General features: G+C 61.5%; 24 protein-coding genes and 3 tRNA genes. 3 read left to right on the top strand and 24 right to left on the bottom strand.

Going from position 1 to position 23,786, the window contains the following annotated elements; translation table 11 throughout:
* The first annotated feature begins 151 nt into the window (after nt 1-151).
* Nucleotides 152-1,807 carry a hemagglutinin gene (locus PSUB009319_RS02820; protein WP_260392874.1) on the top strand — a complete coding sequence of 552 codons (1,656 nt, stop codon included), beginning with the start codon at nt 152-154 and terminating at the stop codon, nt 1,805-1,807.
* Between the two features lie 184 nt (nt 1,808-1,991).
* On the opposite strand, the gene PSUB009319_RS02815 is transcribed toward PSUB009319_RS02820, so the two are convergent.
* The 5 genes from PSUB009319_RS02815 to uvrC all read right to left on the bottom strand — a co-directional run bounded on the left by PSUB009319_RS02815 (nt 1,992) and on the right by uvrC (nt 5,112).
* Nucleotides 1,992-2,065 (bottom strand) — tRNA-Cys (locus PSUB009319_RS02815).
* A 92-nt stretch (nt 2,066-2,157) separates the two neighbouring features.
* Nucleotides 2,158-2,233, bottom strand: a tRNA-Gly gene (locus tag PSUB009319_RS02810).
* A 52-nt stretch (nt 2,234-2,285) separates the two neighbouring features.
* Nucleotides 2,286-2,361 (bottom strand) — tRNA-Gly (locus PSUB009319_RS02805).
* Between the two features lie 134 nt (nt 2,362-2,495).
* The gene (pgsA, locus tag PSUB009319_RS02800; protein WP_124380752.1) at nt 2,496-3,071 is read right to left on the bottom strand and encodes a CDP-diacylglycerol--glycerol-3-phosphate 3-phosphatidyltransferase; all 576 of its coding nucleotides are present in this window, start codon (nt 3,069-3,071) and stop codon (nt 2,496-2,498) included.
* A gap of 79 nt (nt 3,072-3,150) precedes the next feature.
* Nucleotides 3,151-5,112, bottom strand: a complete 1,962-nt coding sequence (gene uvrC / locus PSUB009319_RS02795) for an excinuclease ABC subunit UvrC (protein ID WP_124380751.1) — start codon at nt 5,110-5,112, stop codon at nt 3,151-3,153.
* 91 nt (nt 5,113-5,203) lie between these two features.
* Here uvrC and earP point away from each other — a divergent pair, with 91 nt between their 5' ends.
* Nucleotides 5,204-6,397: an elongation factor P maturation arginine rhamnosyltransferase EarP gene (gene earP, locus PSUB009319_RS02790; protein WP_124380750.1), complete on the top strand. Its 1,194-nt coding sequence runs from the start codon at nt 5,204-5,206 to the stop codon at nt 6,395-6,397.
* 120 nt (nt 6,398-6,517) lie between these two features.
* Nucleotides 6,518-7,084 carry an elongation factor P gene (gene efp, locus PSUB009319_RS02785; RefSeq protein WP_185453414.1) on the top strand — a complete coding sequence of 189 codons (567 nt, stop codon included), beginning with the start codon at nt 6,518-6,520 and terminating at the stop codon, nt 7,082-7,084.
* Between the two features lie 75 nt (nt 7,085-7,159).
* Here efp and nagZ read toward each other — a convergent pair whose 3' ends face one another.
* The 19 genes from nagZ to fabD all read right to left on the bottom strand — a co-directional run bounded on the left by nagZ (nt 7,160) and on the right by fabD (nt 23,773).
* Nucleotides 7,160-8,209: a beta-N-acetylhexosaminidase gene (gene nagZ / locus PSUB009319_RS02780; protein WP_124380748.1), complete on the bottom strand. Its 1,050-nt coding sequence runs from the start codon at nt 8,207-8,209 to the stop codon at nt 7,160-7,162.
* Complete coding sequence (gene acpS / locus PSUB009319_RS02775; protein WP_124380747.1) at nt 8,206-8,649, bottom strand: holo-ACP synthase; 444 nt, start codon at nt 8,647-8,649, stop codon at nt 8,206-8,208. Before acpS ends, nagZ begins: the two co-directional genes overlap by 4 nt.
* Nucleotides 8,646-9,437 (bottom strand): pyridoxine 5'-phosphate synthase, encoded by a 792-nt coding sequence (pdxJ, locus tag PSUB009319_RS02770; protein ID WP_124380746.1) that lies wholly within the window; start codon nt 9,435-9,437, stop codon nt 8,646-8,648. The genes acpS and pdxJ overlap by 4 nt, the downstream gene beginning before the upstream one ends.
* Nucleotides 9,434-10,255: a DNA repair protein RecO gene (gene recO / locus PSUB009319_RS02765; RefSeq protein ID WP_124380745.1), complete on the bottom strand. Its 822-nt coding sequence runs from the start codon at nt 10,253-10,255 to the stop codon at nt 9,434-9,436. The genes pdxJ and recO overlap by 4 nt, the downstream gene beginning before the upstream one ends.
* Nucleotides 10,256-10,286: 31 nt before the next feature.
* Nucleotides 10,287-11,225 (bottom strand): GTPase Era, encoded by a 939-nt coding sequence (gene era / locus PSUB009319_RS02760; RefSeq protein ID WP_124380744.1) that lies wholly within the window; start codon nt 11,223-11,225, stop codon nt 10,287-10,289.
* Nucleotides 11,226-11,233: 8 nt separating this feature from the next.
* Nucleotides 11,234-12,004 carry a ribonuclease III gene (gene rnc, locus PSUB009319_RS02755; RefSeq protein WP_124380743.1) on the bottom strand — a complete coding sequence of 257 codons (771 nt, stop codon included), beginning with the start codon at nt 12,002-12,004 and terminating at the stop codon, nt 11,234-11,236.
* Nucleotide 12,005: 1 nt separating this feature from the next.
* Nucleotides 12,006-12,374 (bottom strand): DUF4845 domain-containing protein, encoded by a 369-nt coding sequence (locus tag PSUB009319_RS02750; protein ID WP_012761654.1) that lies wholly within the window; start codon nt 12,372-12,374, stop codon nt 12,006-12,008.
* A 62-nt stretch (nt 12,375-12,436) separates the two neighbouring features.
* Entirely contained in the window at nt 12,437-13,330 is an 894-nt protein-coding gene (gene lepB / locus PSUB009319_RS02745) for a signal peptidase I (protein ID WP_124380742.1), read from the bottom strand.
* Nucleotides 13,331-13,360: 30 nt separating this feature from the next.
* Nucleotides 13,361-15,160 carry a translation elongation factor 4 gene (lepA, locus tag PSUB009319_RS02740; protein WP_124380741.1) on the bottom strand — a complete coding sequence of 600 codons (1,800 nt, stop codon included), beginning with the start codon at nt 15,158-15,160 and terminating at the stop codon, nt 13,361-13,363.
* Between the two features lie 216 nt (nt 15,161-15,376).
* Entirely contained in the window at nt 15,377-15,652 is a 276-nt protein-coding gene (locus tag PSUB009319_RS02735; RefSeq protein WP_124380740.1) for a glutaredoxin family protein, read from the bottom strand.
* A 13-nt stretch (nt 15,653-15,665) separates the two neighbouring features.
* Nucleotides 15,666-17,168, bottom strand: a complete 1,503-nt coding sequence (locus tag PSUB009319_RS02730; RefSeq protein WP_124380739.1) for a DegQ family serine endoprotease — start codon at nt 17,166-17,168, stop codon at nt 15,666-15,668.
* 81 nt (nt 17,169-17,249) lie between these two features.
* Nucleotides 17,250-18,356, bottom strand: a complete 1,107-nt coding sequence (locus PSUB009319_RS02725; RefSeq protein ID WP_124380738.1) for a MucB/RseB C-terminal domain-containing protein — start codon at nt 18,354-18,356, stop codon at nt 17,250-17,252.
* A gap of 11 nt (nt 18,357-18,367) precedes the next feature.
* Nucleotides 18,368-19,000, bottom strand: a complete 633-nt coding sequence (locus PSUB009319_RS02720) for a sigma-E factor negative regulatory protein (protein WP_124380737.1) — start codon at nt 18,998-19,000, stop codon at nt 18,368-18,370.
* A 107-nt stretch (nt 19,001-19,107) separates the two neighbouring features.
* Entirely contained in the window at nt 19,108-19,707 is a 600-nt protein-coding gene (gene rpoE, locus PSUB009319_RS02715) for an RNA polymerase sigma factor RpoE (protein WP_124380736.1), read from the bottom strand.
* A 61-nt stretch (nt 19,708-19,768) separates the two neighbouring features.
* On the bottom strand, nt 19,769-20,194 hold the full coding sequence (locus tag PSUB009319_RS02710) for a hypothetical protein (protein WP_124380735.1): 426 nt from the start codon (nt 20,192-20,194) through the stop codon (nt 19,769-19,771).
* A 113-nt stretch (nt 20,195-20,307) separates the two neighbouring features.
* Nucleotides 20,308-21,540, bottom strand: a complete 1,233-nt coding sequence (gene fabF, locus PSUB009319_RS02705) for a beta-ketoacyl-ACP synthase II (RefSeq protein ID WP_124380734.1) — start codon at nt 21,538-21,540, stop codon at nt 20,308-20,310.
* 113 nt (nt 21,541-21,653) lie between these two features.
* Nucleotides 21,654-21,893, bottom strand: a complete 240-nt coding sequence (gene acpP, locus PSUB009319_RS02700) for an acyl carrier protein (protein ID WP_004635650.1) — start codon at nt 21,891-21,893, stop codon at nt 21,654-21,656.
* 185 nt (nt 21,894-22,078) lie between these two features.
* Complete coding sequence (gene fabG, locus PSUB009319_RS02695; RefSeq protein WP_124380733.1) at nt 22,079-22,828, bottom strand: 3-oxoacyl-ACP reductase FabG; 750 nt, start codon at nt 22,826-22,828, stop codon at nt 22,079-22,081.
* Between the two features lie 15 nt (nt 22,829-22,843).
* On the bottom strand, nt 22,844-23,773 hold the full coding sequence (gene fabD, locus PSUB009319_RS02690; protein ID WP_124380732.1) for an ACP S-malonyltransferase: 930 nt from the start codon (nt 23,771-23,773) through the stop codon (nt 22,844-22,846).
* Nucleotides 23,774-23,786 lie beyond the last annotated feature (13 nt).

Raw genomic sequence — 23,786 nt, 5'->3', positions numbered from 1 at the left:
GCCCGATTTAGCTTGCAGTGACAGCGAGATAATCAAATATATTAAGGCTTATTAATATATCAAAAGGCATTAGATAAAAGATGCCACCTCAGGGGCGGATATGCGTTTCAAAAATCAAAAATCGACTTTCGGAGTCGGCCTGGCTGTTTTGATGGCTGCGTGCCTGACCGCATGCGGCGGCGGCGGTGACGACGTTGCAGCCACCACGCCGGCAACATCCACGGGTACCACCAGCCCGAACACACCAACGCCCACACCCGCTCCGGCCAAGCCGCAAAACGACTTCCAGGCAAGCTGCACGGGCACGGGCTGCGCGGCAGCAGACCCGGCAACCTACTCGGGCTCGGGCATCGGCGTATGGTCGGCTGCAAACACGGGCGTTTCGGCAAAGGTCGCCCAGGCCAACATCACAACGACTGGCGGCCTGACCGGTCAGGACGTGCGCGTGGTGTACACCAACCCGACAGACGCTCCAGCCGCATTCTCTACTTTTGTCAAACCGGCCAGCGCCAACACCGTGTCGCCGCAAAGCGTGCAACTGCCGGTGACGACCGACGATCAGATTCGCGAACGCATCCAAGAGTTCAACCGCACGGGCTTTGCCAAGCTGCTTGGTCCGCGTGCCAGCGAGTCGCAGATGGGAATCGCCGGAATGCGGCTTCAAGCGTCAACTGTCTATGCGGTCAACGACCAGCGCCAATGGAATGACATGAACAACGTGGCGCGCACCGCCACGCTCGTCAAGCAACAGGCCGCAGGCGACGGCAAGATGATCAACCTGTGGGTGGAAAACACCGAGATTGCGGCGAACCGCATCACGCAGGCCATCATCAACAAGACGCTGGATACGTACGCGCGCAGCGGCGGCGTCTACGACATGTTGACCTCGGTGGGCGGGCCATTGTGGGGCCCCCAGCCATACAGCAACCTCGTCGGCCCGACGCAGCCGATTGATCTGGTTCTGCTGAACTTCGACAACAACGCTAAACCGTTCGGCATCGTCGGCTATTTCTATGGGCTGAACAATGTCCTGAAGAGCAGCCAACCCACGAGCAACGAGTCGATATCGCTCTACCTGGATACGGAAACCATGTACCTGGGCGGCAGCTTCGGCCTGCAGGCATCGCTCATGACGCTGGCGCACGAAGGCATGCACATGCAGAACTTCTACCGTCGCGCTGTGCTGAAGGGCCAGCCCTACGCGTTCGATACGTGGCTGGAAGAACAGTCGGCAATGATGATGGAGGACTGGGCGAGCTTCAATATCGATGCCACGTTCAACAACGTGCGCGACACCCGCGTCTCGGGCTTCGTGCAAACGGCCGCTTACACATGCCCGCTGACCACGTTCACGAGCAGCAGCGGTCAATGCGATAGCTATTCGGTGAATGGTTCGTTCGGTGGCTTCCTGAACCGCCAACTCGGGCTGAACTTCTACAAGGATATGCTCACCCGCACGGACAGCACGGACTCGAAGACCCTGCTCGACAACGCCATCAAGGCAGCACGTAGCGATTCCAGTTTTAACGCAGAAGCTGAACGATTTGCCGTAACCATGGCGGCGCTGATGCCAGCGACGGGCGGCCCTTCACGCTACAGCTTCCCGGTGCGCGCAGAAAGTGGCTTCCAGTTGCCAGCCATCAATCTCAAGCCGTACCAAGCCACACAAAGGCTGGCGACCCTGCCTGCTTCGCTGGTCCCCCATTCCGCGTTCGTATCAAGACGCGGTGCTGCGACGGGCACGTATAGCGATACGATCACGGTACCGCCGGGCACGAGCGCTTGGGTGGTGATTCAGCCGAAGTAATCGGGTTACGTCGCACTGAGAGAAGCAGCCCTCCGGGGCTGCTTTTTCTTTGGAAAGCCACTGCAAGTAGGCCATGACATTCACCACAGCCTGCAAGCCCGTCGCAGTGGATACAAGCTGCAAGAAAAAATCAGCGCAGAAAAAGAAAAAGCCCCGAACAAGTCCGGGGCTTCTTTCTGCATTCTGGAGGCGGAGGCCGGAATCGAACCGGCGTACACGGCTTTGCAGGCCGCTGCATAACCACTTTGCTACCCCGCCAGGGGCTCAGCACCGCATTGTAGCAATTCATGGCGAACTGCGTCTTTGCTGTGCCGATAAAGAAAAAGGGAAGCAAGGCTTCCCTTCGGGATTGGAGCGGGAAACGAGGCTCGAACTCGCGACCTCAACCTTGGCAAGGTTGCGCTCTACCAACTGAGCTATTCCCGCGTAACCGGCTATGCCGCCGCGCTTTTCACAAGCACGGCCACACATTTCAAATTGGAGCGGGAAACGAGGCTCGAACTCGCGACCTCAACCTTGGCAAGGTTGCGCTCTACCAACTGAGCTATTCCCGCATTTTGGCCATCAGCACTGCCGTACAACCTTTGTGCTGCCAGACCGTTGCGTCACATCACTGCAACGCGAGAAAGAGATTATGGCAAAAAAGAATCGTGCTCGTCAACACTTTTGCGCAAGAGTTTTTGCAGGCTCATTTTGCGCGCTCACGGATCTGCGGCCAAGCGAGCTTCATGTAGTACGCCATCGACCACAGCGTGAGCACCGCCGCCACATAGATCAGCCACGTGCCCCACGCCTGCGCGTCGATCACGTCAAATAGACGGCCTTCGAACAGCAACAGCGGAATCGCGATCATTTGAAACGTCGTCTTCAGCTTGCCCAGGAAGTTGACGGCCACGCTCTTCGACGCGCCGATCTGCGCCATCCATTCGCGCAGCGCGGAGATGGTGATCTCGCGGCCGATGATGACAAGTGCAATGACATCCGACACGCGGCCCAGCGACAGCAGCACCAATAGCGCGGCTGCCACCATCAGCTTGTCGGCCACCGGATCAAGGAAAGCCCCGAAGGCCGAGGTCTGGTTCCAGCGGCGCGCGAGAAAGCCATCGAACCAGTCGGTCAGGCTCGCGACGATGAAGAACACCGCAGCCGTCAGATTCTTGGCGGGCAGCGCCATCCAGGTGTCCGGCACGTAGAACACGCCCACCACCAGCGGAATCATGGCCACACGCAGCCAGGTCAGGAGGATCGGGAAGTTGAAAGGCATGGCAAATCGAGAGGACAACCACCACGCCAGCCAGCAGAAAAACGCCAGCCCACGCGGCACGATGGAGCATTGTCGCCGATCAATGCAGTTGACGGTAGATTTCTTCGGCGAGGGTCTGCGAGATGCCCTCCACCGTGGCCAGCTCGTCCACGCTGGCAGACATCACGCCGCGCAGGCCGCCGAAGCGCGCCAGCAGCCGTTGCCGGCGCTTGGCGCCAATGCCCTCGATCTCTTCCAGCCGCGACGTGTTGCGCGTCTTGGCCCGCTTGGCGCGCATGCCGGTGATGGCGAAGCGATGCGCCTCATCGCGAATCTGCGCGACCAGCATCAGCGCGGCGCTGCCCTGTCCAAGCTCCAATGAAGGGCGGCCGTCGGCGAAGACCAGTGTCTCCAGACCGACCTTGCGGCCCTCGCCCTTGGCCACGCCAACCAGCGATCCAATGTCGAGCCCCAGTTCTTCAAACACCTGCCGCGCGACTTCCACCTGCCCCTTGCCGCCGTCGATCAGCACGATGGTGGGCATGTTGGGCGCGTCTTCGCCAGCCTGCTCGACGATCTTCTGGTAGCGGCGCGTGAGCACCTGGCGCATGGCCGCGTAGTCGTCGCCCGGGGTGATGTCCTGGATGTTGTAGCGGCGGTATTCACCGTTCTGCATGGCGTGGCTGTGGAAGACCACGCACGAGGCCTGCGTGGCCTCGCCAGCGGTGTGGCTGACGTCAAAGCACTCGATACGCAGGGCGGCGAGGTCTTCAAGATCGATGCCGATGGTCTCGGCCAGCGCCAGCGTGCGAGCCTGCTGGCTGCCTTGCTCAGAAAGCCGGCGCATCAGCGAGAGCTCCGCGCCCTTCTCCGCCATCTCCAACCACGCGCGGCGCCCGCTCTGCGGCTGGCGCACGACCGACACGCGACGCCCAGCCTGCTCGGCCAGTGCATCAATCAACTCAGTCGCGTGGATCGGGTGACTGACCACCAGCACCGGCGGCACAAACTGGTCGAGATAGTGCTGGGCGACAAAGGCCTCGAGGATGTCGCTGGCCATGCGTTCAGCGTCGCGCGCCGTTTCCGAAGCAACTTCGCCATCAGCCTCCACATCCACGCCGACGATGGCTGCGCCTTCTTCCACGTGCGTCGGAAAGTAGGCCTTGTCGCCCAGATGCCGTCCGCCGCGCACCATCGCAAGATTCACGCACGCGTGGCCGCCCTTGATGGCCACGGCCAGGATGTCGATGTCGCTGGCGGCGCCGACTTCTTCCACGGACTGCTGCTTGAGCACCGTCGACAGCGCGCCGATCTGGTCGCGCACGATGGCGGCCTGTTCAAACGCCAGCGCCTCGGAGTAACGCTGCATCTTGTCCTGCAGCGTCTGCATGACTTCGTCCTGACGGCCTTGCAGGAAGCCGGCAGCGTTGGCGACGTCGCGCGCGTAATCCTCAGAGCTGATCGCCTGCACACATGGGCCGCTGCAGCGATGGATCTGATGCAGCAGGCACGGACGTGTGCGGTTATTGAACACGGTGTCCTCGCACGTGCGGAGCTGGAACACCTTTTGCAGAATCTGCATGCTCTCACGCACCGCATGCGCGCTCGGGAACGGGCCAAAGTACTGGTGCTTGCGATCCGTCGCGCCACGGTAGTACGCCATGCGCGGATACGCGTGCTGCGTGAGCTTGAGATACGGATACGATTTGTCGTCGCGAAACAGGATGTTGTAGCGCGGCGCCAGCGCCTTGATGAGGTTGTTCTCGAGCAGTAGCGCCTCGGCCTCGCTGCGCACGACGGTGGTGTCGATGCGCGCGATCTTCGCCACCATCATCGCAATGCGCGGCGAGAGCAGCGTCTTGTTGAAGTAGCTGGAAACGCGCTTCTTCAGGTCACGCGCCTTGCCCACATAGAGCACGTTGCCCTGCACATCGAAGTAGCGGTACACCCCGGGCAGGTTCGGCAGACGCGCGATATGCGCTTTCGCATCGAACTCAGGTGCGTTCGGCTCGACGCTCTCTGGCGCCTGAGGGGTATCGGGTTGCGTGGGGTCGGACGACATGGCGTTCGCTGGATCAGAGGCCGTCAGTGTAGAACAAGCGGCCGACTACAATGTCGCCCCATCGTCTTCGTTGCCCGACTCGCCTTCCTGCATGCGCACCATCACGTCCTGGGATATCTTCTGCCGCGTCGTCGACAACTACGGCGATATCGGCGTGTGCTGGCGCCTGGCTCGTCAGCTTGTGCAGGAACACGGCCACACGGCCCGCCTGTGGGTTGACGATCTCCGCTCATTCGAAAGAATCTGCCCCGCCGTCGATGCGCGAGCCGAGGCGCAACGCGTGTCAGGTGTTGATATCCGGCAGTGGGGCGACGACGCGCAGATGGCCGCGCTGCTTGCCGCAGATGCACATCCGGCACCGCACGACGTCGTGATCGGGGCTTTCGCCTGCCCCACCCCTGAACCGATGCTGCAACACATGGCCGAGCAGTCATCTCACGGCGCGGCGCCAGTCTGGATCAACCTGGAATACCTGAGCGCAGAAAACTGGGTAGCAGAACACCACGCGATGCAATCGCCACATCCTCGCCTGCCGCTGGTGAAATACTTCTTCTTCCCCGGTTTTGCACGCAACACGGGCGGCGTGCTGCGCGAATCGCACCTTGGCGCGCAGCGCGCAACATTCGAGGCCAGCCCAGCGGCCCATCAGGCGTTGTGGCACCGCCTTGGGGTGGACGACTTGATGCGCGAGAAGCCCGATGCGTTGCGCGTGAGCCTATTCGCTTATGCCAATCCAGCGTTGCCCACACTGGTCGCTCAATGGGAAGCGTGCCCCCAGCCGGTCATCTGCCTAGTGCCCGAGGGCTTGGCGGCTATGCAAATCGCCGAATTGCTGGGCGAAGCCGGCACTGCCAAAACCGGCGTCCGCTGGACGCGCGGCAACCTGACTGTCGCGGTTGTGCCGTTCGTCCCCCAAGAGCACTACGATCCACTCCTGTGGGCGTGCGAGATCAATTTCGTCCGCGGGGAAGACTCCTTCGTGCGCGCCCAATGGGCGCAGAAGCCATTTGTCTGGCACATCTACCCGCAAAGCGACGACGTGCACCTCACCAAGCTGGATGCCTTCCTCGCCCGCTATACGCCCGCGCTGGCAAAGGGCGACGCCAATGCACTCACGGCCTTCTGGCACGCCTGGAATGGTTCCCCAGCGTCACTCAACTGGGCCGAATTTGCGGCCATTGCCCCCCGCTTGCGCACGCGAGCCGTCACGTGGGAGCAAAGCTTGATGCAACTGGGTGATCTCGCCGCGAATTTGGTGGCATTTTGCGAAAAACAGGTAAAATAGCGGGCTGATCTGTATGCGGCCCCGGCTCTGACCTGGTTCGTGCGACCCGAGGGTATCGCGCGGTGCTTCGTTGCTTGGCGCGCATCGAACCCTCTTATTCTCAGGAAATGTGAAATGGCTTTGAAAATCGCGCAAGAACTCCGCGCTGGCAACGTGTTCATGATCGGTGACCAAGCGCAGGTTGTGCTCAAGACTGAGTACAGCCGCTCGGGCCGCTCGGGCGCCGTCGTCAAGATGAAGTACAAGAACCTGCTGACGGGCGCAGGCGGCGAGTCGGTGTTCAACGCCGACGACAAGATGGACCAAGTCATCCTGGACAAGAAGGAAGCCGATTTCTCCTACTTCGACGGCACGATGTACGTGTTCATGGATCCGGTCAGCTACGAGCAATACAACGTCGAGCCCGCCGCCATGGGCAACGCACTGAACTATCTGCAAGACGGCATGAAGGTGGAAGTGACGTTCTACAACGAGAACGCCATCTCGGTGGAACTGCCGACCACGGTTGTCCGCGAAATCGTCTACACCGAACCGGGCGTCAAGGGCGATACGTCGGGCAAGGTCCTGAAGCCTGCTCAGATCAACGACAACAAGGATTTCGTGATCCAAGTGCCGCTGTTCTGCAACCAAGGCGACAAGATCGAAATCGACACGCGTACCGACGAGTACCGTAGCCGCGCCAAGTAAGCTGGCGCCGCAGCAAGAAGAAAGGCTCCCTCGGGAGCCTTTTCTTTTGCGATCGTGCTTTCTTGCATTTTCGGGCTACGCGATGAGCTTCGCCTCGCGCAACGTACGCAGTGCCTGCCTGTAGGCCGATTGCTGCTGCAGCTTCGCCCAGTCCTTCACGGCCCGGCCGCCAAACAGCCGCCGCACGCGCCGCTGCGATGCCTTGCCCATCGGCACATCCAGCTCGCCGAGCAACTGGTCGGCCTTTTCCGGCGCATTGCAGATCAGCACCATGTCGCAGCCGGCCCTAAGCGCTGCGCGTGCACCATCGACGACCGTGCCGGCAACGCTCGCACCTTCCATGCTCAGGTCATCGCTAAAGATCACGCCGTCAAAGTTGAAATGCGCGCGCAGCATGTCCTGCAGCCAGAAGCGCGAGAAACCCGCCGGATTCGGATCGACCGCCGGATAGATAACGTGCGCCGGCATCACCGATTGCAGGCCGATGCCCATCCAGCCGTAGGGCTGCGCGTCGTCAGCCAGGATAGCCTCCAGCGGGCGCTCGTCCACCGGCACAGCGATGTGCGAATCAGCCTGGACGTAGCCGTGACCGGGAAAATGCTTACCGCAGTTGGACATGCCGGCAAGGCGCAAGCCGAGCGTCAGGTGGTTGGCGAGCATTGTCACCACGCGCGGGTCGCGGTGGAAAGCGCGATCGCCGATTACGCTGCTGGTGCCGTAGTCGAGATCTAGCACGGGTGTGAAGCTGAGGTCGATATCGCATGCGCGCAGCTCAGCGGCCAGCACGTAGCCGCAAGCGGTGGCCGCACGCGTGGCAGCCAGTACGTCGGCATCCCACAGCTTGCCCAGCGCGCCCATCGCGGGCAGATGCGTAAAACCGTCGGTCTTGGCCCGCTGCACGCGGCCACCTTCGTGATCGATACAAATCAGGACGTCGTCACGAATCGCACGGATGGCTTGCGTGAGCGCCATCATTTGCGCGCGCGATTCAAAGTTGCGCGCAAACAGGATCACGCCGCCCGTCAGTGGGTTGGCGATACGGCGGACGTCGTCGAGCCCGAGTTCGAGGCCAGCGACATCCAGAACGATCGGACCGGGGTGTTTCTGCTTCTTGATTTGAGTCATGCGGAGGGTTTCGTTTGCAACTCGGCGACTGCGAAGGCGACTGCGTAGTCGCGCTCGTCTGTCACGCTGATCTGGATATAAAGGCCGTGCTGCGCAATCCAGTCGGCCAGTTCACCGCTGTAGCGCACCACCGGCTGACCGGAGGGGAGATTAAGCGTCTGCACCGCTCGCCACGTCATCGGCCAGCGCATGCCCAGGCCGATGGCCTTGGACACCGCCTCTTTGGCTGCGAAACGTGTGGCGAGGAACGCCAGACCTCGCCGCTCAGAGCGCGCCTTGCGGGCATGATAGACACGCAACTCGTCGGCCCCAAGCACCTTTTCGGCAAATCGGCCGTTAGTCCGCTGCATCACGCCTTCGACGCGCTCGATCTGGATAATGTCGGTACCGATGCCGTAAATGGCGCCGGATACCGAGGTGGCTGCGGCATGCCCGCTCATACAGGCACGCCCGGGTGTGCGGCGGCCGGTGTCGTCGACGACAACCGCGCCGCCACCATGATCGCCTTCATCTCGCGCACTGCGTTCTGCCAACCGGCAAACACAGCGTGCGCAACGACGGCGTGGCCGATATTGAGTTCATGAATGCCGGCGATGGCCGCGACCGGTTGCACGTTCGTGTAGTGCAAACCGTGGCCGGCGTTGACGCGCACGCCCCACCGAATACCTTCCTCCACGGCCGTTTCGATGCGGACGAGTTCGGCCCGCAACTCGGCATCGTCGGTGGCTTCGGCATAGCGGCCCGTGTGCAGTTCTATGACCGGCGCACCGGCAGCAGCGGCGGCCTCGATCTGCGCGGCATCCGGATCGATGAACAGCGACACGCGGATACCCGCATCGGCCAGTTGCTTGCACGCGGCTTGCACCTTGGCAAAGCCACCCACCACATCCAGGCCGCCTTCGGTGGTCACCTCCTGACGGCGCTCGGGCACGAGGCAGACGTCCTGTGGGCCGATGTCGCACGCGATGTCGAGCATCTCCTGCGTGACGGCGCACTCCAGGTTCATACGCGTGCGCAGTTGCGGGCGCAGCGCACGCACATCGGCGTCCTTGATGTGACGGCGGTCCTCGCGCAGGTGCAACGTGATGAGATCGGCGCCAGCTTCCTCAGCCAGCAGCGCCGCAGCGATCGGATCCGGGTAGGTGGTGCCGCGCGCATTGCGCAGCGTGGCGACGTGGTCGATGTTGATACCCAGGTCGATGATTCCCGGCGAGGCATGAAAGATCATAGTTTCTGCAAGTCGATCAGGATCTGGCGCGTCGAAAGCGGCGTGCCATGCAAATGATAATGCAGCAGGAAACGCATCAGGCTGCGGCTCTGCTGGGCGGTTGTCGGGCGTGAGGCGTAATCGTCGCGCTCCATGTCGATCAGGGTCTGGCCGCGCAGAACAGGCCACGACGACGGATCGCTCGGCAGCGTGCGCCGGATGCCGCGTTCGGGGTGATAGACGTATTCGGCGTCGGCCTGCACGGGTTCGCCGTCGATGCAGCGGTCGAGCTGTGCGGCAAAGCCCGTCTCGCGCAGCAGCACACGTTCGAACGCGCGCAGCGTGAAGGCTGCGGGTTCTCCATGGGCAAGCTTGTTGAGTGTTTCGACGTAATGCGCGAACAGCACCGGGTGGCCGTCTTCGCGAGCGACGAACTTGACGAGCAGTTCGTTCAGGTAAAAACCGGACAGCAGCCCTTCTCCGCCCAACGGCAGCATGCCGCCGACCCACTCCGCGCGGGTCAGCGTGCGCACATCACCGCGCCCGCTCCATGACAACGACAATGGTTGAAACGTCTGCAGCACAGCACGCAGTGCCGAATGCGGCCGCTTGGCGCCTTTTGCGACCAGCGCCATGCGGCCGTAATCCGGCGTGAAGACGTCGATGATGAGGCTGGTTTCGCGGTATGGGTAGCTGTGCAGGACGAATGCCGGCTGCGCTGAGACGCGCGTTTCGGAGCGCCCGGCGGGAAAGCTCCTGCGCGGCGCGGCGCCGGCAACGCCTTCTTCGGCCAGCCATTCCGCGGCTTCGTCCGGAATCGGATCGGATCGTCCCGCCATCGAGCGTGTGTGGAGTGGCGCGGCTGAGTGATTACTCGTAGCCGTAGGCGCGCAGGCCGGCTTCGTTGTCGGCCCAGCCGCTCTTGACCTTGATCCAGACCTCCAGATACACCTTGCCGTCGAACAGTTTTTCCATGTCCATGCGGGCTTCGGTGGAGATCTGCTTGAGCTTGGCGCCCTTCGCGCCAATGATCATCGCTTTGTGCGCATCGCGATCAACCAGGATGGTCACGAACACCCGGCGCAGGCGGCCTTCAGTTTCAAACTTGTCGACGATGACAGTGCTGGAATACGGCAGCTCGTCGCCGGTCCAGCGGAAGACCTTCTCGCGGACGATCTCGGCGGCCAGAAAGCGCTCGCTGCGATCCGTCAGCGCTTCGGGGTCGTACATCGGCTCGCCTTCGGGCAGATACGGACGCACGATGCCGAGCAGGCGCAGGATGTCGTCGCGATTCTTCGCCGACATCGGCACAATTTCGGCAAACGGAAACACCTGCGCCATATCCTGCAGGAACACAGCGACCATCTCTGCGCGTGTATACGCGTCAAGCCGGTCGACCTTGTTGACGATCAGGATCACGGGCGTCTCGCGCGGCAGCAGCGACAGCACCTTCTCGTCGTCGGGGCCATAGCGGCCAGCTTCGACCACGAACAGCACGGCGTCCACCGACGTGAGCGTGGAGGTGACAGCGCGGTTCAGCGAGCGGTTCAGTGCCGTAGCGTGACGTGTCTGAAAGCCAGGTGTATCGACGAAGACGAACTGCGCGTCATCCGTCGTCTGGATGCCAGTGATGCGGTGTCGCGTGGTCTGCGCCTTGCGCGACGTGATGCTGACTTTCTGGCCCACCAGGGCGTTCATCAGCGTGGATTTGCCGACGTTCGGCCGCCCAACAATGGCGACCATGCCGCAGCGGAACCCCTCCTGCACGCCGGATTCCGGCTGCGGAGGTTGCAATGGGGTGTCGCTCATTTACCTGATTATTCCTTCAACCTGAGAGACAACTGCGGATCGGGCGGCGTGGCTTGCTTGCGCGTCTTGCCGGTACGCTCGGCGCGGCTGCGCTTGACGAGTTGTGGCACCAAGCGATGCGCCTCGTCCAAAGCCAGCTTGGCCGCCGATTGTTCAGCCGCGCGCCGCGAGGCCCCGTTGCCAGAGACACGAATCTCCAGCTTCGGGATCGTGCACTCGACCTCGAATTGCTGATTATGCGCTGCGCCGTGGGTGGCAACCACCGTGTACAGCGGAAGCGCAATCTTGTGACCTTGGAGGTACTCCTGCAGCAGCGTCTTGGCATCCTTGCCCAGCGTGCGCGGGTCGACCTGCTCCAGAATCGGGATGTACAGTTTGCGGATCAGCGTGCGGGCGGCGTCGAAACCACCATCGAGGAACACCGCTCCGAAGATAGCTTCCAGCGCATCAGCCAGAATGGACGGGCGACGGAAACCGCCGCTCTTCAATTCACCCTCGCCCAGACGCAGCGCATCGGGCAATTGCAGCATCTGCGCAATCTCGTACAGCGCTTGTTGCTTGACCAAATTGGCCCGCACGCGCGAGAGATCGCCTTCGTCCAACTTGCCGAACATGCCATAAAGCATGTCGGCGACGGCGCAATTCAGGATTGAATCGCCAAGAAATTCCAGGCGCTCGTTATGCATCGCGCTGTGGCTGCGATGGGTGAGCGCCTGCTGCAGCAACTCCGGTTTGCTGAAGCGGTAGCCAAGACGTTGCTGCAATGCATCCAGACTCATTTCAACGCTGGGTCCCCGAATAGGTGATCACCAAACCGATGGGGCCATACAACGGAATCTCGCGCTTGTACGAGAAGCGTACGGCTTGAATCGAGCCGCCGCCATCCAAGACTTCCAGATCCTCACCCTTGATCGACGTGATGTCGTCAATCGCGGCTTGCCTATCGAAAGCATTAGCGATCTCTTCACGCGTGCTCGCACGCTCGCGCGCCTGCTTCACGGCGCGCGTGATGGCTTGGTATTCCATCAGACTCGGTACGGACCGGATGGCCGGAAGCACAAACGTAATCAGCACGATGATGCCGATCAGGATGCCGAACATCGTAATCCCGCGCGACGGGCGTTTCAGACCAGCCTGACGAATCCGCATTGCATTTCCCCCGTTGTGCAATTGCCGAGTTTTAATAAGAGATTCCTGCGCCACTTATGAGATCAGTGGAAAGCACCGATCCGCTTCAGATCACCCAGGTTCATCCAGATGAAAAACGCTTTGCCGACGATGTTCTTGTCCGGCACGAAGCCCCAGTAACGGGAGTCCGCGCTGTTGTCGCGATTATCGCCCATCATAAAATAGTGACCTGCAGGTACCTTGCAGGTGAAGCCGGTCTGATTGTAAGTGCAGTTCTCACGGAACGGAAAATCATCCGGACCAGAGACATAGGCGGGGCGATCGGCGTCGTTCAGGATGTTGTGCGTAACGGTGCCGAGCGTTTCCTGGTACTGCTTCGAGTACGTCAGTCGCTCGCCATCAAGATAATCGGCTCGCGGCGCGTACGTGGCCGGCTGGCCATTCACTGTCAAGCGCTTGTTGTCGTACTTCACCACGTCACCCGGCACACCGATCACGCGCTTGATGTAATCCATCGACTCGTCTTTCGGGTAACGGAAGACCATCACGTCACCGCGCTGCGGCTGGTTCAGCTCGACGACCTTCTTGTTCACGATCGGCAAGCGAATGCCGTACGTGTACTTGTTGACGAGGATAAAGTCCCCGATCTGCAGCGTCGGGATCATCGAGCCTGACGGAATTTTGAACGGCTCGATCACAAACGAGCGCAGCAGGAACACTGCGGCGATCACCGGGAAGAAACTTGCGGTGTATTCCAGCCACCACGGCTGGCGCAGCTTGTCTTCGGCCAGTTGCAGACGCGCCGCGCCGATGTCGCCACCACCACCGTACTGCGCTTGCACCTGCGCGCGCGCATCGAACTCAGCCAGTGCTGATGCGGCGGCGGCTTGGCGCTGGCGCTGGAACACGAGCTTGTCAGCCACCCACGCAATGCCGGTAAGGATGACGAGAACAAACAGAATCAGGGCGAAGTTCATAGGTGAGAGATCGTCCGAGCGATGTCTGGATTATTTTTCTTCGACGCGCAGGATGGCGAGGAATGCCTCCTGCGGAATTTCAACGGTACCGACCTGCTTCATGCGCTTCTTGCCCTCTTTCTGCTTCTCGAGGAGCTTCTTCTTGCGCGAGATATCGCCGCCGTAGCACTTGGCCAGCACGTTCTTGCGCAGCGCCTTGACGTTCTCACGCGCGATCACGTTGGCGCCGATGGCGGCCTGGATAGCCACGTCGTACATCTGGCGCGGGATGATCTCGCGCATCTTGGCGGCCACTTCGCGGCCACGGTACGTGCTGTTGGAGCGGTGAACGATGATGGACAGCGCGTCGACTTTGTCACCGTTGATCAGGATGTCGACCTTGACCACGTCCGACACGCGGTATTCCTTGAACTCGTAGTCCATTGACGCATAACCGCGCGAGACGGACTTCAGCCGATCGAAGAAGTCCAGCACGATCTCGCCCATCGGGATTTCGTACGTGAGCTGAACCTGGCGACCGTGGTAGCTCATGTTGATCTGCGAGCCACGCTTCTGTTCGCACAGCGTGATCACAGCGCCCACGTATTCCTGCGGCATGTAGAGGTTGACCGTAACGATGGGCTCCAGGATCGCCTCGATCTTGCTTGGGTCTGCCGGCATCTTGGCGGGGTTTTCCACCTGGATCATGGTGCCGTCGCGCTGCTGCACCTGATAGACCACCGTCGGCGCGGTGGTGATCAGGTCCATGTCGAATTCCCGCTCCAGACGCTCCTGCACGATCTCCATGTGCAGCAGGCCCAGAAAGCCGCAGCGGAAGCCAAAACCCAGCGCCTGCGACACTTCCGGCTCGTACTGCAACGACGCATCGTTCAGCTTGAGCTTCTCCAGCGATTCACGCAGCGCTTCATACTGGTTGGCTTCCACCGGATACAGGCCGGCAAACACCTGCGGCTTGACTTCCTTGAAGCCCGGCAGCGGCGCCTCGGCCTTGCGCGGCGCCACGTGGGTGATCGTGTCGCCCACCTTCGCTGCCTTCAGTTCCTTGATGCCTGCGATAACGAAACCCACTTGCCCCGCCGACAGCGACTCTCGCGGCACCGACTTCGGCGAAAACACGCCCACCTGCTCCACCAGGTGCTGCGCACCGGTTGCCATCAGCAGGACCTTGTCCTTGGCGCGCAGCGTGCCGTTCACCACGCGCACCAGCATCACCACGCCGACGTAGTTGTCGAACCATGAGTCGATGATCAGCGCCTGCAGCGGCGCAGCCGGATCACCCTTGGGCGCCGGCACCTTGGCAATCAGCGCTTCGAGCACGTCAGCGACACCCACACCCGTCTTGGCCGAACAGCGCGTCGCGTCGGTCGCGTCGATGCCGATCACGTCTTCGATTTCCTGGATCGCGTTGTCCGGGTCGGCCGCGGGCAGATCAATCTTATTGAGCACCGGCACCACTTCCACGCCCAGCTCGATGGCGGTGTAGCAGTTGGCGACGGTCTGCGCTTCTACACCTTGAGAGGCATCGACTACCAATAGAGCGCCCTCACAGGCAGACAGCGAGCGGCTGACTTCGTAGCTGAAGTCGACGTGTCCCGGGGTGTCGATCAGGTTGAGGTTGTAGACCTTGCCGTCCCGTGCCTTGTAGGACAGCGCGGCGGTCTGCGCCTTGATGGTGATGCCACGCTCCTTCTCGATGTCCATCGAGTCCAGCACCTGGGCTTCCATCTCGCGGTCGGAAAGGCCGCCACACAACTGGATGATGCGATCGGCCAGCGTCGATTTGCCGTGGTCGATGTGGGCGATGATCGAGAAATTGCGGATATTGTCCATCGAATGCGTCGAAATGCGCCCATCCCAGGCGCGTCTGCCGGGAGCGCGAGGCGATCCGGCATGGCCAGCGCGCGTTGCGGCGCCAGCAGGAGATATTGGGTTTCAAGCCGAGGTCGCAGCACAAAAAATCGTGCAGTGCAAAAATCGGCGCTAACAGGCGATTTTACCGGATTTCAAGAGCCCACCCGCCCCTCTTTTTGCGGCGGCGGCGTTGTGTCAGCGGCGCGCTCTTTGCGCTGCGAGCCACGCCTCTACGGCAGGTACATCTACGAAGTAATGGCACAGCTCGCGCGCGTCTTCAGGATACGTTTGCGGCGCGCCGGTCATCAGCACCGGCACCAGCTCGCCAAAACGATCTTCCAGCGCCGGATCACTGTCGACGTCCACTTCGTGGAGCACAAAAGAAAAACCGCGCCGTAATGGCTCCAGCGCGCTCTTCATGTCATCGCACAAGTGGCAGTACGTGCGTCCGTAAAGCGTCAGTTCGATCACGGTAACCTGTGGCTCAGCGCGCGGTGCTCGGACGGAGCGTCACCACCTGCGTGGCATCGCCCCGGCGTACAAACACCGCAACCATGCGGTTCTTGTCGAGCCTGGAAACCACATCGTTGAACTGCTTGGCATTGATGACATCGGTATCACCCACGCGCAGGATCAGGTCGCCAGATCGAATGCCAACGCGTGCCGCTGGCCCTTCGGACACCTGCACCTCGACACCACTCTTGGTTTTGAACTCACGACGCGCGCCGTCGGACAAATCCGCCACCACCAACCCCAGCGCATTCGGCTTGCCTGCCCCCTGCTGGCTGTTGTCTGGCTGCGCGCCCTTGTTACGCTGCGCCGTCTTCGTATCGGCCTGCAACTCAGCCACCGTCACAGTCAGATCGCGCGTGGCGCCCTTGCGCCAGACTTGCACGGTCGCGCGCGTGCCCGGCTTGGTCTCACCGACCTGGCGCTGCAGATCGCCCGCCTTCTCGACATCGCGGCCGTTGTACTTCAGGACGATATCACCGGCCTCGATGCCCGCCTTGTCGGCCGGACCACCCGATTCGACATTGCCGACGTAAGCACCGCGCGCGCGGCCCAGGCCCAGCGATTCCGCAGCGTCCTTCGGCACATTGTCGATTGCCACACCGATGCGGCCACGCGTCACGCGCCCCGTCGTCTTCAACTGTTCGGCCACGCGCATCGCTTCGTCGATCGGGATCGAGAACGAAATGCCCATGTAGCCGCCGCTCTGGCTGTATATCTGGTTATTGATGCCGATCACCTCGCCGCGCAGGTTGATCAGCGGGCCGCCCGAATTGCCTGGGTTTACGGCCACGTCGGACTGGATGAAGGGCAGGTAGTCGCCCGTATCGCGCCCCTTGGCCGAGACGATGCCCGCCGTAACGGTGTTGTCCAGCCCGAATGGCGAACCGATCGCAAGCACCCACTCGCCCACGCGCACCTTGTCGGAATCCCCCAGCTTCAGGCTCGGCAGACCCGTAGCCTCCACCTTGACGAGCGCTACGTCGGTACGTTTGTCGAGACCGATCAGCTTGGCCTTGTATTCGCGCTTGTCGATCAGCGTAACGTAGATGGTTTCCGCACCCTCAACCACGTGCGCATTGGTCAGAATGTAACCGTCGCCCGAGATGATAAAGCCTGAACCGACGCCGCGGCTCTGCTCTTCTTCCGAGTGCGGCGGCGGGTTGCGGCGCTTCTGGCCTTGCCCCTGACCAGGCACACCCGGCATCGGCACACCAAAAAAGCGGCGAAAGAATTCCGCCATATCGTCATCGCTCGGCCCACCCTGCTGCATGCGGACCTTCTCCGTCGTGCGGATGTTGACGACAGCAGGGCTCACCTTCTCGACCAGATCGGCAAAGTCGGGCAAGCCGTACGTGCCCGTGGCCACGCTACCCGTGGCGTTCTGCGCGTGAGCCGGCGCCAGCACGCCCCCTACAGCCATAGCGGCAGCAACGCACAGCAGACGCAAGGCGTGAACGGATCGAGCGGTACGCATGAAGGCTCCCCGAAACAAAGGCAGATAAAGAAATGGCGCTACGCGGCCATGCCGCGCAGCCAAAACAGATGCCGGCTGCAGCTACTGCGGCGCACTGGCCGGCTTGCTGGTCGCGTTACTCGCGCCCGCGGACACCGGCCTGTAGTCGACTGCCGCGCCAAACTGCTTGATGGTAGCAAAGGGAACTTCGCCCACCACCGTCAGCCAGAAATCGGCAATACGGCGCACCATCACATGCGTGGCGCCCTGCGAAATGAAGCCTTCGCGCCGCGTGCGCTTTTCCGACACCGGTTCAATGAATAGCGACAGCCCCGCCAGCCCGTCGCTAAACACGATCTGCTGCACTTCGAAGCCGGACCCATGCTTGCCAGCCGGCGCAATGTCGCCCAGCGGACGGCGCACTTCGCGGATCTTCTGGAAACCCTTGACGGGGCTGCCGATCGTCCAGCCTTGCTCGGCCAGATTGGTTGGCTGCGTGACGATCTCGTACTGGTTCCAGCCGCTCAGATTTTTGAGCGCGGCGACGATCTTCTGCTTTTCCGACGGCACGCCGAGCTCAACTTGCGAGAAGGCGACCTGCTCCAGCACCTTGCCGTCCTCGCCGATGGTCTGCGCGCGCATCAGCAGGCCGCTATTGCGTTCGGCCCAAATACGGTAGGCATAACGGAAGCCATCTTTCGGATCGAGCTGAAACACTTCGCAATCCATGCCCGCGACGCGCTCGGCCGGCAGGTGGCGCATGTCGTACTGATCGAGCACATCACCGTTGGTCGTGGCGAGCAGCGCAGGGAAGCTGTCCTTGTGCTCCTGCTTTTCCGTCACAACAAGTTTGACGTCGTAAATCAGGTTCCGGACGACGTCATTCTGGCGCAGCATCTCGCGCTGTTTGCCGTCCAGCGCCTCGACACGCTCGTACTCGTTGTTGAAGAGATCAGCGTAATGCTGGATTCGGGTGGAATGCATGCCGGTACCACGCTGGTATGTAAGCGTGCCGACATAGTTCTGCTTGAGCGCCGCGCGATGGATTTTGACCAGCCAGGAGGCCGCGTCCTTGCGCGGCATGGGATCGGGTTGCGGCTGAGCGGCCGTCGCCAGCGCCGAGACACACAGAAGAAGAAAAACCGACCGGCGAACGGCCTGCAGCTTGCGGGCGCCTGCCCCGGCAACGGGGTGCCACACCTTCGACATGGATGCCCGCATTATTCCTGATTGGAGTCCTGGGTGTTCGCCACCCCATTGGCCACTGCACGCAGATACGGAACCACCATACCATTGGTCGCCGACTGACGATGGGCGCTCAGGTATTCATCTAGACGCACATCGCGGATCATCGGCGTATTGTCGGCCGCCGCCACTGTCAGCGCTTGTGCGCCAGCACCTTGCGTCGCCTTGGCAACCAGCGCGGGGGATCCATCGGCACCATCGACAGGACCGCGCAATTGCGGCACGACGACCCAGCTAACGGCCGCCACCGCCGCTGCCACAGCGGTCGTAGGCATGATCCGGCGGACCCAAGCGGGGCTGACCAGGAAGCGGTGCCTCTCTTCGGTTTTCGTGCGCTGCGCTACAGCCGGCACCAGCAGGTGCGGTTCGGTATCGAGCTTGGCCGAAAACCGGTTGAGGAAATCCTCCGAGGAACGCGTGTTCAGCAGATCTTCCGATCGGAGCACATCGCCGATCAGTTGATATTCGCGCCAATGCGCTGCGCCCTCACCATCCTTGGCGAGTTCAACGGCAGACGACACTTCGTGCGCAGCAACTTCACCGTCCATCAAGGCAGAGATGCGTTGTGCGAACTCCGCTTCTGCCGATTGCAATTGAGCCTGACCCATTTCCCGACCCCAAAAACTCCAACGTCCAATCAACGATCCGAGAGAAGACTTCCCGAGGTTTCACCGTTTGCAGCCGTTTGCGGCCGCCGGCTTGTCGTATCGGCTGGCTACCACCGTTTGCCCTCCACTGTTCCCAGCAGCGGGCGCAATTTCTCGGCAATCGCCTCGCGGGCCCGGAAGATGCGGGACCGGACCGTGCCGATCGGGCATTCCATCGCTTCGGCGATTTCCTCATAGCTCAGACCCTCGATCTCCCGAAGGGTGATTGCGGTACGCAATTCTTCGGGCAGCGCTTCCATTGCGCGGTTGACCGTTTCGGCCACCTGCTTGGTGTGCAGCATTGAGTCCGGCGTATTGATATCCCTTAGTAGCTCGCCGTCGGCAAAAGTTTCAGCCTCTTCGGTGTCGATGTCGCTGGACGATTCCGGGCGCCGGCCCTGAGTCGCCAAGTAATTCTTGGCCGTGTTGACGGCGATGCGATACAGCCACGTATAGAACGCGGACTCGCCCCGAAACTGGGGTAATGCACGGTAGGCCTTGATAAAGGCATCCTGTGCCACATCCTCGACTTCGGCCGGGTCACGGATCAGACGCGAGACGAGCCGAATGATCTTGCGGTGGTACTTGACCACCAGCAGCTCAAACGCTCGCTTGTCGCCTTGCTGGACGCGCTCGACGAGGACCTGGTCGGCTTCGCGTTCACTCACGGATTCTTCACCTGCAGTGTATCGCCTTGAATTTTTGTGACTTGGAAACGTTGTATTTTACCTACGACACACCGGACACCCGAGAAACCACCGGCGGCGGCCCCAGGCGCAACACACTTCGCATACGACGGAGCGTCCCGGCGGCAAACCATGGCGGCATCAGCACAAAAATCTGCGGACACCACCCGTGGCGCGCAACCCCAAGGACCAAGACACGCTCACCGAGCGGCCATGACCATAACAGACGCGCATTTCGGACTGCTTCTGGCGTTTTCAATCGGACCTGCCATCCGGGCTGGCCCGGTTCCCCGCTTTCTTTGAGACGGGCGCGCCACATCAGTTCCATCGTGAGCGGCGAAGGGTTCACCATCAACGGAAGACAGGCAGCAATAGCCAGCCCGCCGATGAAGGCCCAGGTGATCAATGGCAACACGGTACCCCACGTCTTGATCGCCCAGCACAAGACGAGGCAAATGAGGCCTGCCATACCGAATCGACCCATCGCGCACAACCGTCGATACGGCGCGGGGAAAACGATGCGCTGAACAATCAAGACAGAAACGAAGCGGCACGCGCCGTGAGGCTACGTGCCGCCTTGCCTCACGGGCGCTTGAAGACCAGCGTGCCGTTGGTCCCGCCGAAGCCGAAGTTGTTCTTCACGGCAACGTCGATCTTCATGTCACGCGCGGTGTTGGCGCAGTAATCGAGATCACACTCGGGATCCTGATTGAAGATGTTGATGGTCGGCGGCGACACCTGATTATGCAGTGCCAGCACCGTAAACACCGATTCCAGACCGCCCGCGCCACCCAACAAGTGGCCGGTCATGGACTTCGTGGAGTTCACGACAACCTTGCCGGCGTGATCACCAAAAGCCGCCTTGATGGCTTCGGATTCGTTCTTGTCACCCAGCGGCGTGGACGTACCGTGCGCGTTCAGGTACTGGACCTGATCTGCGTTCATGCCGGCATCGCGTAGTGCGTTGAGCATGCAGCGGCGCGGCCCATCCATGTTCGGCGCGGTCATATGGAACGCGTCGCCGCTCATGCCGAAGCCTGCCACTTCCGCGTAGATCGTGGCATCGCGTGCTTTGGCCGACTCGTACTCTTCCAGCACCATCACGCCGGCACCCTCGCCCAGCACGAAACCGTCGCGGTCTTTGTCCCAGGGGCGGGACGCTGTGGCCGGGTCGTCATTACGTGTGGACAGCGCACGGGCCGCGGCAAAGCCGCCAATACCCAACGGCGAGACGGTCGATTCAGCGCCGCCAGCAACCATCGCGTCAGCGTCGCCCGCCTGAATCAGGCGCGCAGCAAGACCAATGCTGTGCAGGCCGGTGGTGCAAGCCGTGACGGCCGCCAGGTTCGGGCCTTTCAGGCCGAACATGATGCTCAGGTGGCCGGAGATCATATTGATGATCGAGCCGGGCACGAAGAACGGTGAAATCCGGCGCGCACCGCGATCGACGTAGGTCTGGTGCGTATCTTCGATCATCGGCAGACCGCCGATACCGGAGCCGACCAGCACGCCGATGCGCTCCGCATTGGCTTCGGTCACTTCCAGCCCGCTGTCCTTGAGCGCTTGCACGCCGGCAGCAATGCCGTAATGGATGAATGTATCCATGTTGCGGGCTTCCTTCGCCGGGATGTAATCCTCAGCGTTGAAACCCTTTACCTCGCCCGCGAAATGCACGGCCAGGTTCGACGGATCGAATTTGGTGATGGTGGCAATCCCGGACTTGCCGGCGACCAAATTGGCCCACCCCTCGGCGACCGAGTTCCCTACCGGAGAGACCAGCCCCAGGCCGGTTACGACTACGCGACGACGGCTCACTATGCTTTCCTGCAACTCTGTATCAGCGACAAAGGCCACAGAAAACGCGCCACCCGGTCAAACCGGACAACCGCCCTTTCTGTGGCCCGCGATGTCAAGAGATCGATTGACGCTTACGCCTTGACGTGGGCGGTTGCGTAGTCGATAGCCTGCTGCACCGTGGTGATCTTCTCGGCTTCTTCGTCCGGGATTTCCATACCGAACTCGTCTTCCAGTGCCATCACCAGCTCAACCGTATCGAGCGAATCCGCGCCCAGATCGTTCACGAACGATGATTCGTTCTTGATGTCCGCTTCGGCCACGCCGAGTTGCTCAGCAACGATCTTCTTAACGCGTGCGTCGATGTTGTCCATTTAACCCTCCAGGGAAGTATTCGACAAAAAGTGCGCGCATTCTAGCAGGTTTGCGCGGCGAAAAACCGCGTCAGAATCCGTGCAAAAAATACGCCCAACATGATGCTAAAAGCCTGTTAATTCGGCGATTCCGCAAGAACTTGCGCGTGTGCAAGGCCCCACACAATCACCGGGGGACGGCTTCCTTATCCCATATACATGCCGCCGTTGACGTGCAGCGTTGAGCCCGTAATGTAGCCCGCGGCCGGTGACGCCAGGAAGGCAACCGCGCTGGCAATGTCTTCCGGCGCACCCAGACGGCCCAGCGGAATCTGCGCCTTCAGCGCGGTATGCTGTTCTTCCGACAGGACCTTGGTCATATCGGTATCGATAAAGCCCGGCGCGATGGAGTTGACCGTGATGTTGCGACTACCGATTTCGCGGGCCAGCGCGCGAGACATGCCTTCAACACCGGCCTTGGCTGCCGCGTAATTGGCCTGACCCGGGTTGCCGACCGAACCCACCACCGACGTGATGTTGATGATGCGGCCACCGCGTGCTTTCATCATCGGGCGCAGCACCGCGCGCGACAGGCGGAATACGGCGGAGAGGTTGGTATCAATGACCGACACCCACTCCTCGTCCTTCATGCGCATCGCAAGGTTGTCCTGAGTGATGCCAGCATTGTTGACGAGGATGTTGAGCCCACCATGCGTTTTGATGGTTTCGTCGATCACGGCTTCGCAACGCGCGGCATCATTCACGTTGAGCACCACACCCGCGCCCTTCACGCCGGCCTCAGCGAAATAAGCCGTAATGGCTTGCGCACCGGCTTCCGACGTGGCCGTACCGACCACCGTCGCACCCTGACGCGCCAGTTCCAGCGCGATGGCACGACCGATACCGCGCGATGCGCCGGTAACGAGCGCAACCTGATTGTTCAATGCTTGGGTCATTGCGAATCCAGTTGATTATTTGAGTTGGCCCAGCACGGCTTCGAGCGTTGCCGGATCGAAAATCGCGTCGCCGACGATGTCACCGTCGATACGCTTGACCAGACCGGCCAGCACCTTACCCGGACCGCATTCGACCACGCGGGTAATGCCGTCGGCCTTCATCTTCTGGATCGTTTCCACCCAGCGCACCGGCGATGCTGCCTGACGCACCAGCGCTTCCTTGATAGCAGCAGGCTCGCTCACGACGCCCACGTCCACATTATTGATGACGGGAATGGACGGCGCGTTGACCGTCACGCTGGCGAGATAGTCGCGCAGACGATCCGATGCCGGCTTGAGCAACGACGAGTGGAACGGCGCCGACACGGGCAACGGCAGCGCGCGCTTCGCGCCCTTGGCCTTGGCGATTTCGCAGGCTTTCTCGACGGCCATCTTGGCACCTGCAATCACCACCTGGGCCGGCGCATTGAAGTTCACGGCTTCGACCACGCCTGCGACGGAAGCTTCGGCACATGCAGCGCGCACGTCGTCGTCCGACAGTCCAAGGATTGCGGCCATGCCGCCCTCGCCGACCGGCACGGCTTCCTGCATCGCCCTGGCGCGGAAACGCACCAGCGGCACAGCATCCTTGAATGCAATGGCGCCAGCGGCGACCAGCGCCGAATATTCACCCAGGCTATGGCCGGCCACGACGGTCGGCGTCGGGCCGCCAGCAGCTTGCCATGCACGATAAACAGCAACGGCTGCCGTCAGCATGACGGGCTGCGTGTTGGTGGTCAGATTCAGCTCTTCAGCCGGACCTTCGGCGATCAGCCTGCCGATGTCCTGACCCAGTGCATCAGACGCCTCAGCCAGCGTAGCTGCGACAGCCGGATGATCGGCAAATGCATTGAGCATGCCGACCGATTGCGAACCCTGGCCGGGAAAGACGAAAGCGAATGTCATGGCTCGTATTTGT

The organism is Ralstonia sp. SET104, from assembly GCF_003851545.1.
Classification (GTDB): domain Bacteria; phylum Pseudomonadota; class Gammaproteobacteria; order Burkholderiales; family Burkholderiaceae; genus Ralstonia.
Note: the sequence above shows the minus strand (reverse complement) of the source record. Positions and strands in the feature narration are given on the sequence as shown.

What these genes read in the sequence shown, in the direction of transcription:
- PSUB009319_RS02820 (WP_260392874.1), top strand. Translation starts at nt 152, where the DNA reads ATGGCTGCGTGCCTGACCGCATGCGGCGGCGGCGGTGACGACGTTGCA.
- pgsA (WP_124380752.1), bottom strand. Translation starts at nt 3,071, where the DNA reads ATGCCTTTCAACTTCCCGATCCTCCTGACCTGGCTGCGTGTGGCCATG.
- uvrC (WP_124380751.1), bottom strand. Translation starts at nt 5,112, where the DNA reads ATGTCGTCCGACCCCACGCAACCCGATACCCCTCAGGCGCCAGAGAGC.
- earP (WP_124380750.1), top strand. Translation starts at nt 5,204, where the DNA reads ATGCGCACCATCACGTCCTGGGATATCTTCTGCCGCGTCGTCGACAAC.
- nagZ (WP_124380748.1), bottom strand. Translation starts at nt 8,209, where the DNA reads ATGACTCAAATCAAGAAGCAGAAACACCCCGGTCCGATCGTTCTGGAT.
- acpS (WP_124380747.1), bottom strand. Translation starts at nt 8,649, where the DNA reads ATGAGCGGGCATGCCGCAGCCACCTCGGTATCCGGCGCCATTTACGGC.
- pdxJ (WP_124380746.1), bottom strand. Translation starts at nt 9,437, where the DNA reads ATGATCTTTCATGCCTCGCCGGGAATCATCGACCTGGGTATCAACATC.
- recO (WP_124380745.1), bottom strand. Translation starts at nt 10,255, where the DNA reads ATGGCGGGACGATCCGATCCGATTCCGGACGAAGCCGCGGAATGGCTG.
- era (WP_124380744.1), bottom strand. Translation starts at nt 11,225, where the DNA reads ATGAGCGACACCCCATTGCAACCTCCGCAGCCGGAATCCGGCGTGCAG.
- rnc (WP_124380743.1), bottom strand. Translation starts at nt 12,004, where the DNA reads ATGAGTCTGGATGCATTGCAGCAACGTCTTGGCTACCGCTTCAGCAAA.
- PSUB009319_RS02750 (WP_012761654.1), bottom strand. Translation starts at nt 12,374, where the DNA reads ATGCGGATTCGTCAGGCTGGTCTGAAACGCCCGTCGCGCGGGATTACG.
- lepB (WP_124380742.1), bottom strand. Translation starts at nt 13,330, where the DNA reads ATGAACTTCGCCCTGATTCTGTTTGTTCTCGTCATCCTTACCGGCATT.
- lepA (WP_124380741.1), bottom strand. Translation starts at nt 15,160, where the DNA reads ATGGACAATATCCGCAATTTCTCGATCATCGCCCACATCGACCACGGC.
- PSUB009319_RS02730 (WP_124380739.1), bottom strand. Translation starts at nt 17,168, where the DNA reads ATGCGTACCGCTCGATCCGTTCACGCCTTGCGTCTGCTGTGCGTTGCT.
- PSUB009319_RS02725 (WP_124380738.1), bottom strand. Translation starts at nt 18,356, where the DNA reads ATGTCGAAGGTGTGGCACCCCGTTGCCGGGGCAGGCGCCCGCAAGCTG.
- PSUB009319_RS02720 (WP_124380737.1), bottom strand. Translation starts at nt 19,000, where the DNA reads ATGGGTCAGGCTCAATTGCAATCGGCAGAAGCGGAGTTCGCACAACGC.
- PSUB009319_RS02710 (WP_124380735.1), bottom strand. Translation starts at nt 20,194, where the DNA reads ATGGCAGGCCTCATTTGCCTCGTCTTGTGCTGGGCGATCAAGACGTGG.
- acpP (WP_004635650.1), bottom strand. Translation starts at nt 21,893, where the DNA reads ATGGACAACATCGACGCACGCGTTAAGAAGATCGTTGCTGAGCAACTC.
- fabG (WP_124380733.1), bottom strand. Translation starts at nt 22,828, where the DNA reads ATGACCCAAGCATTGAACAATCAGGTTGCGCTCGTTACCGGCGCATCG.
- fabD (WP_124380732.1), bottom strand. Translation starts at nt 23,773, where the DNA reads ATGACATTCGCTTTCGTCTTTCCCGGCCAGGGTTCGCAATCGGTCGGC.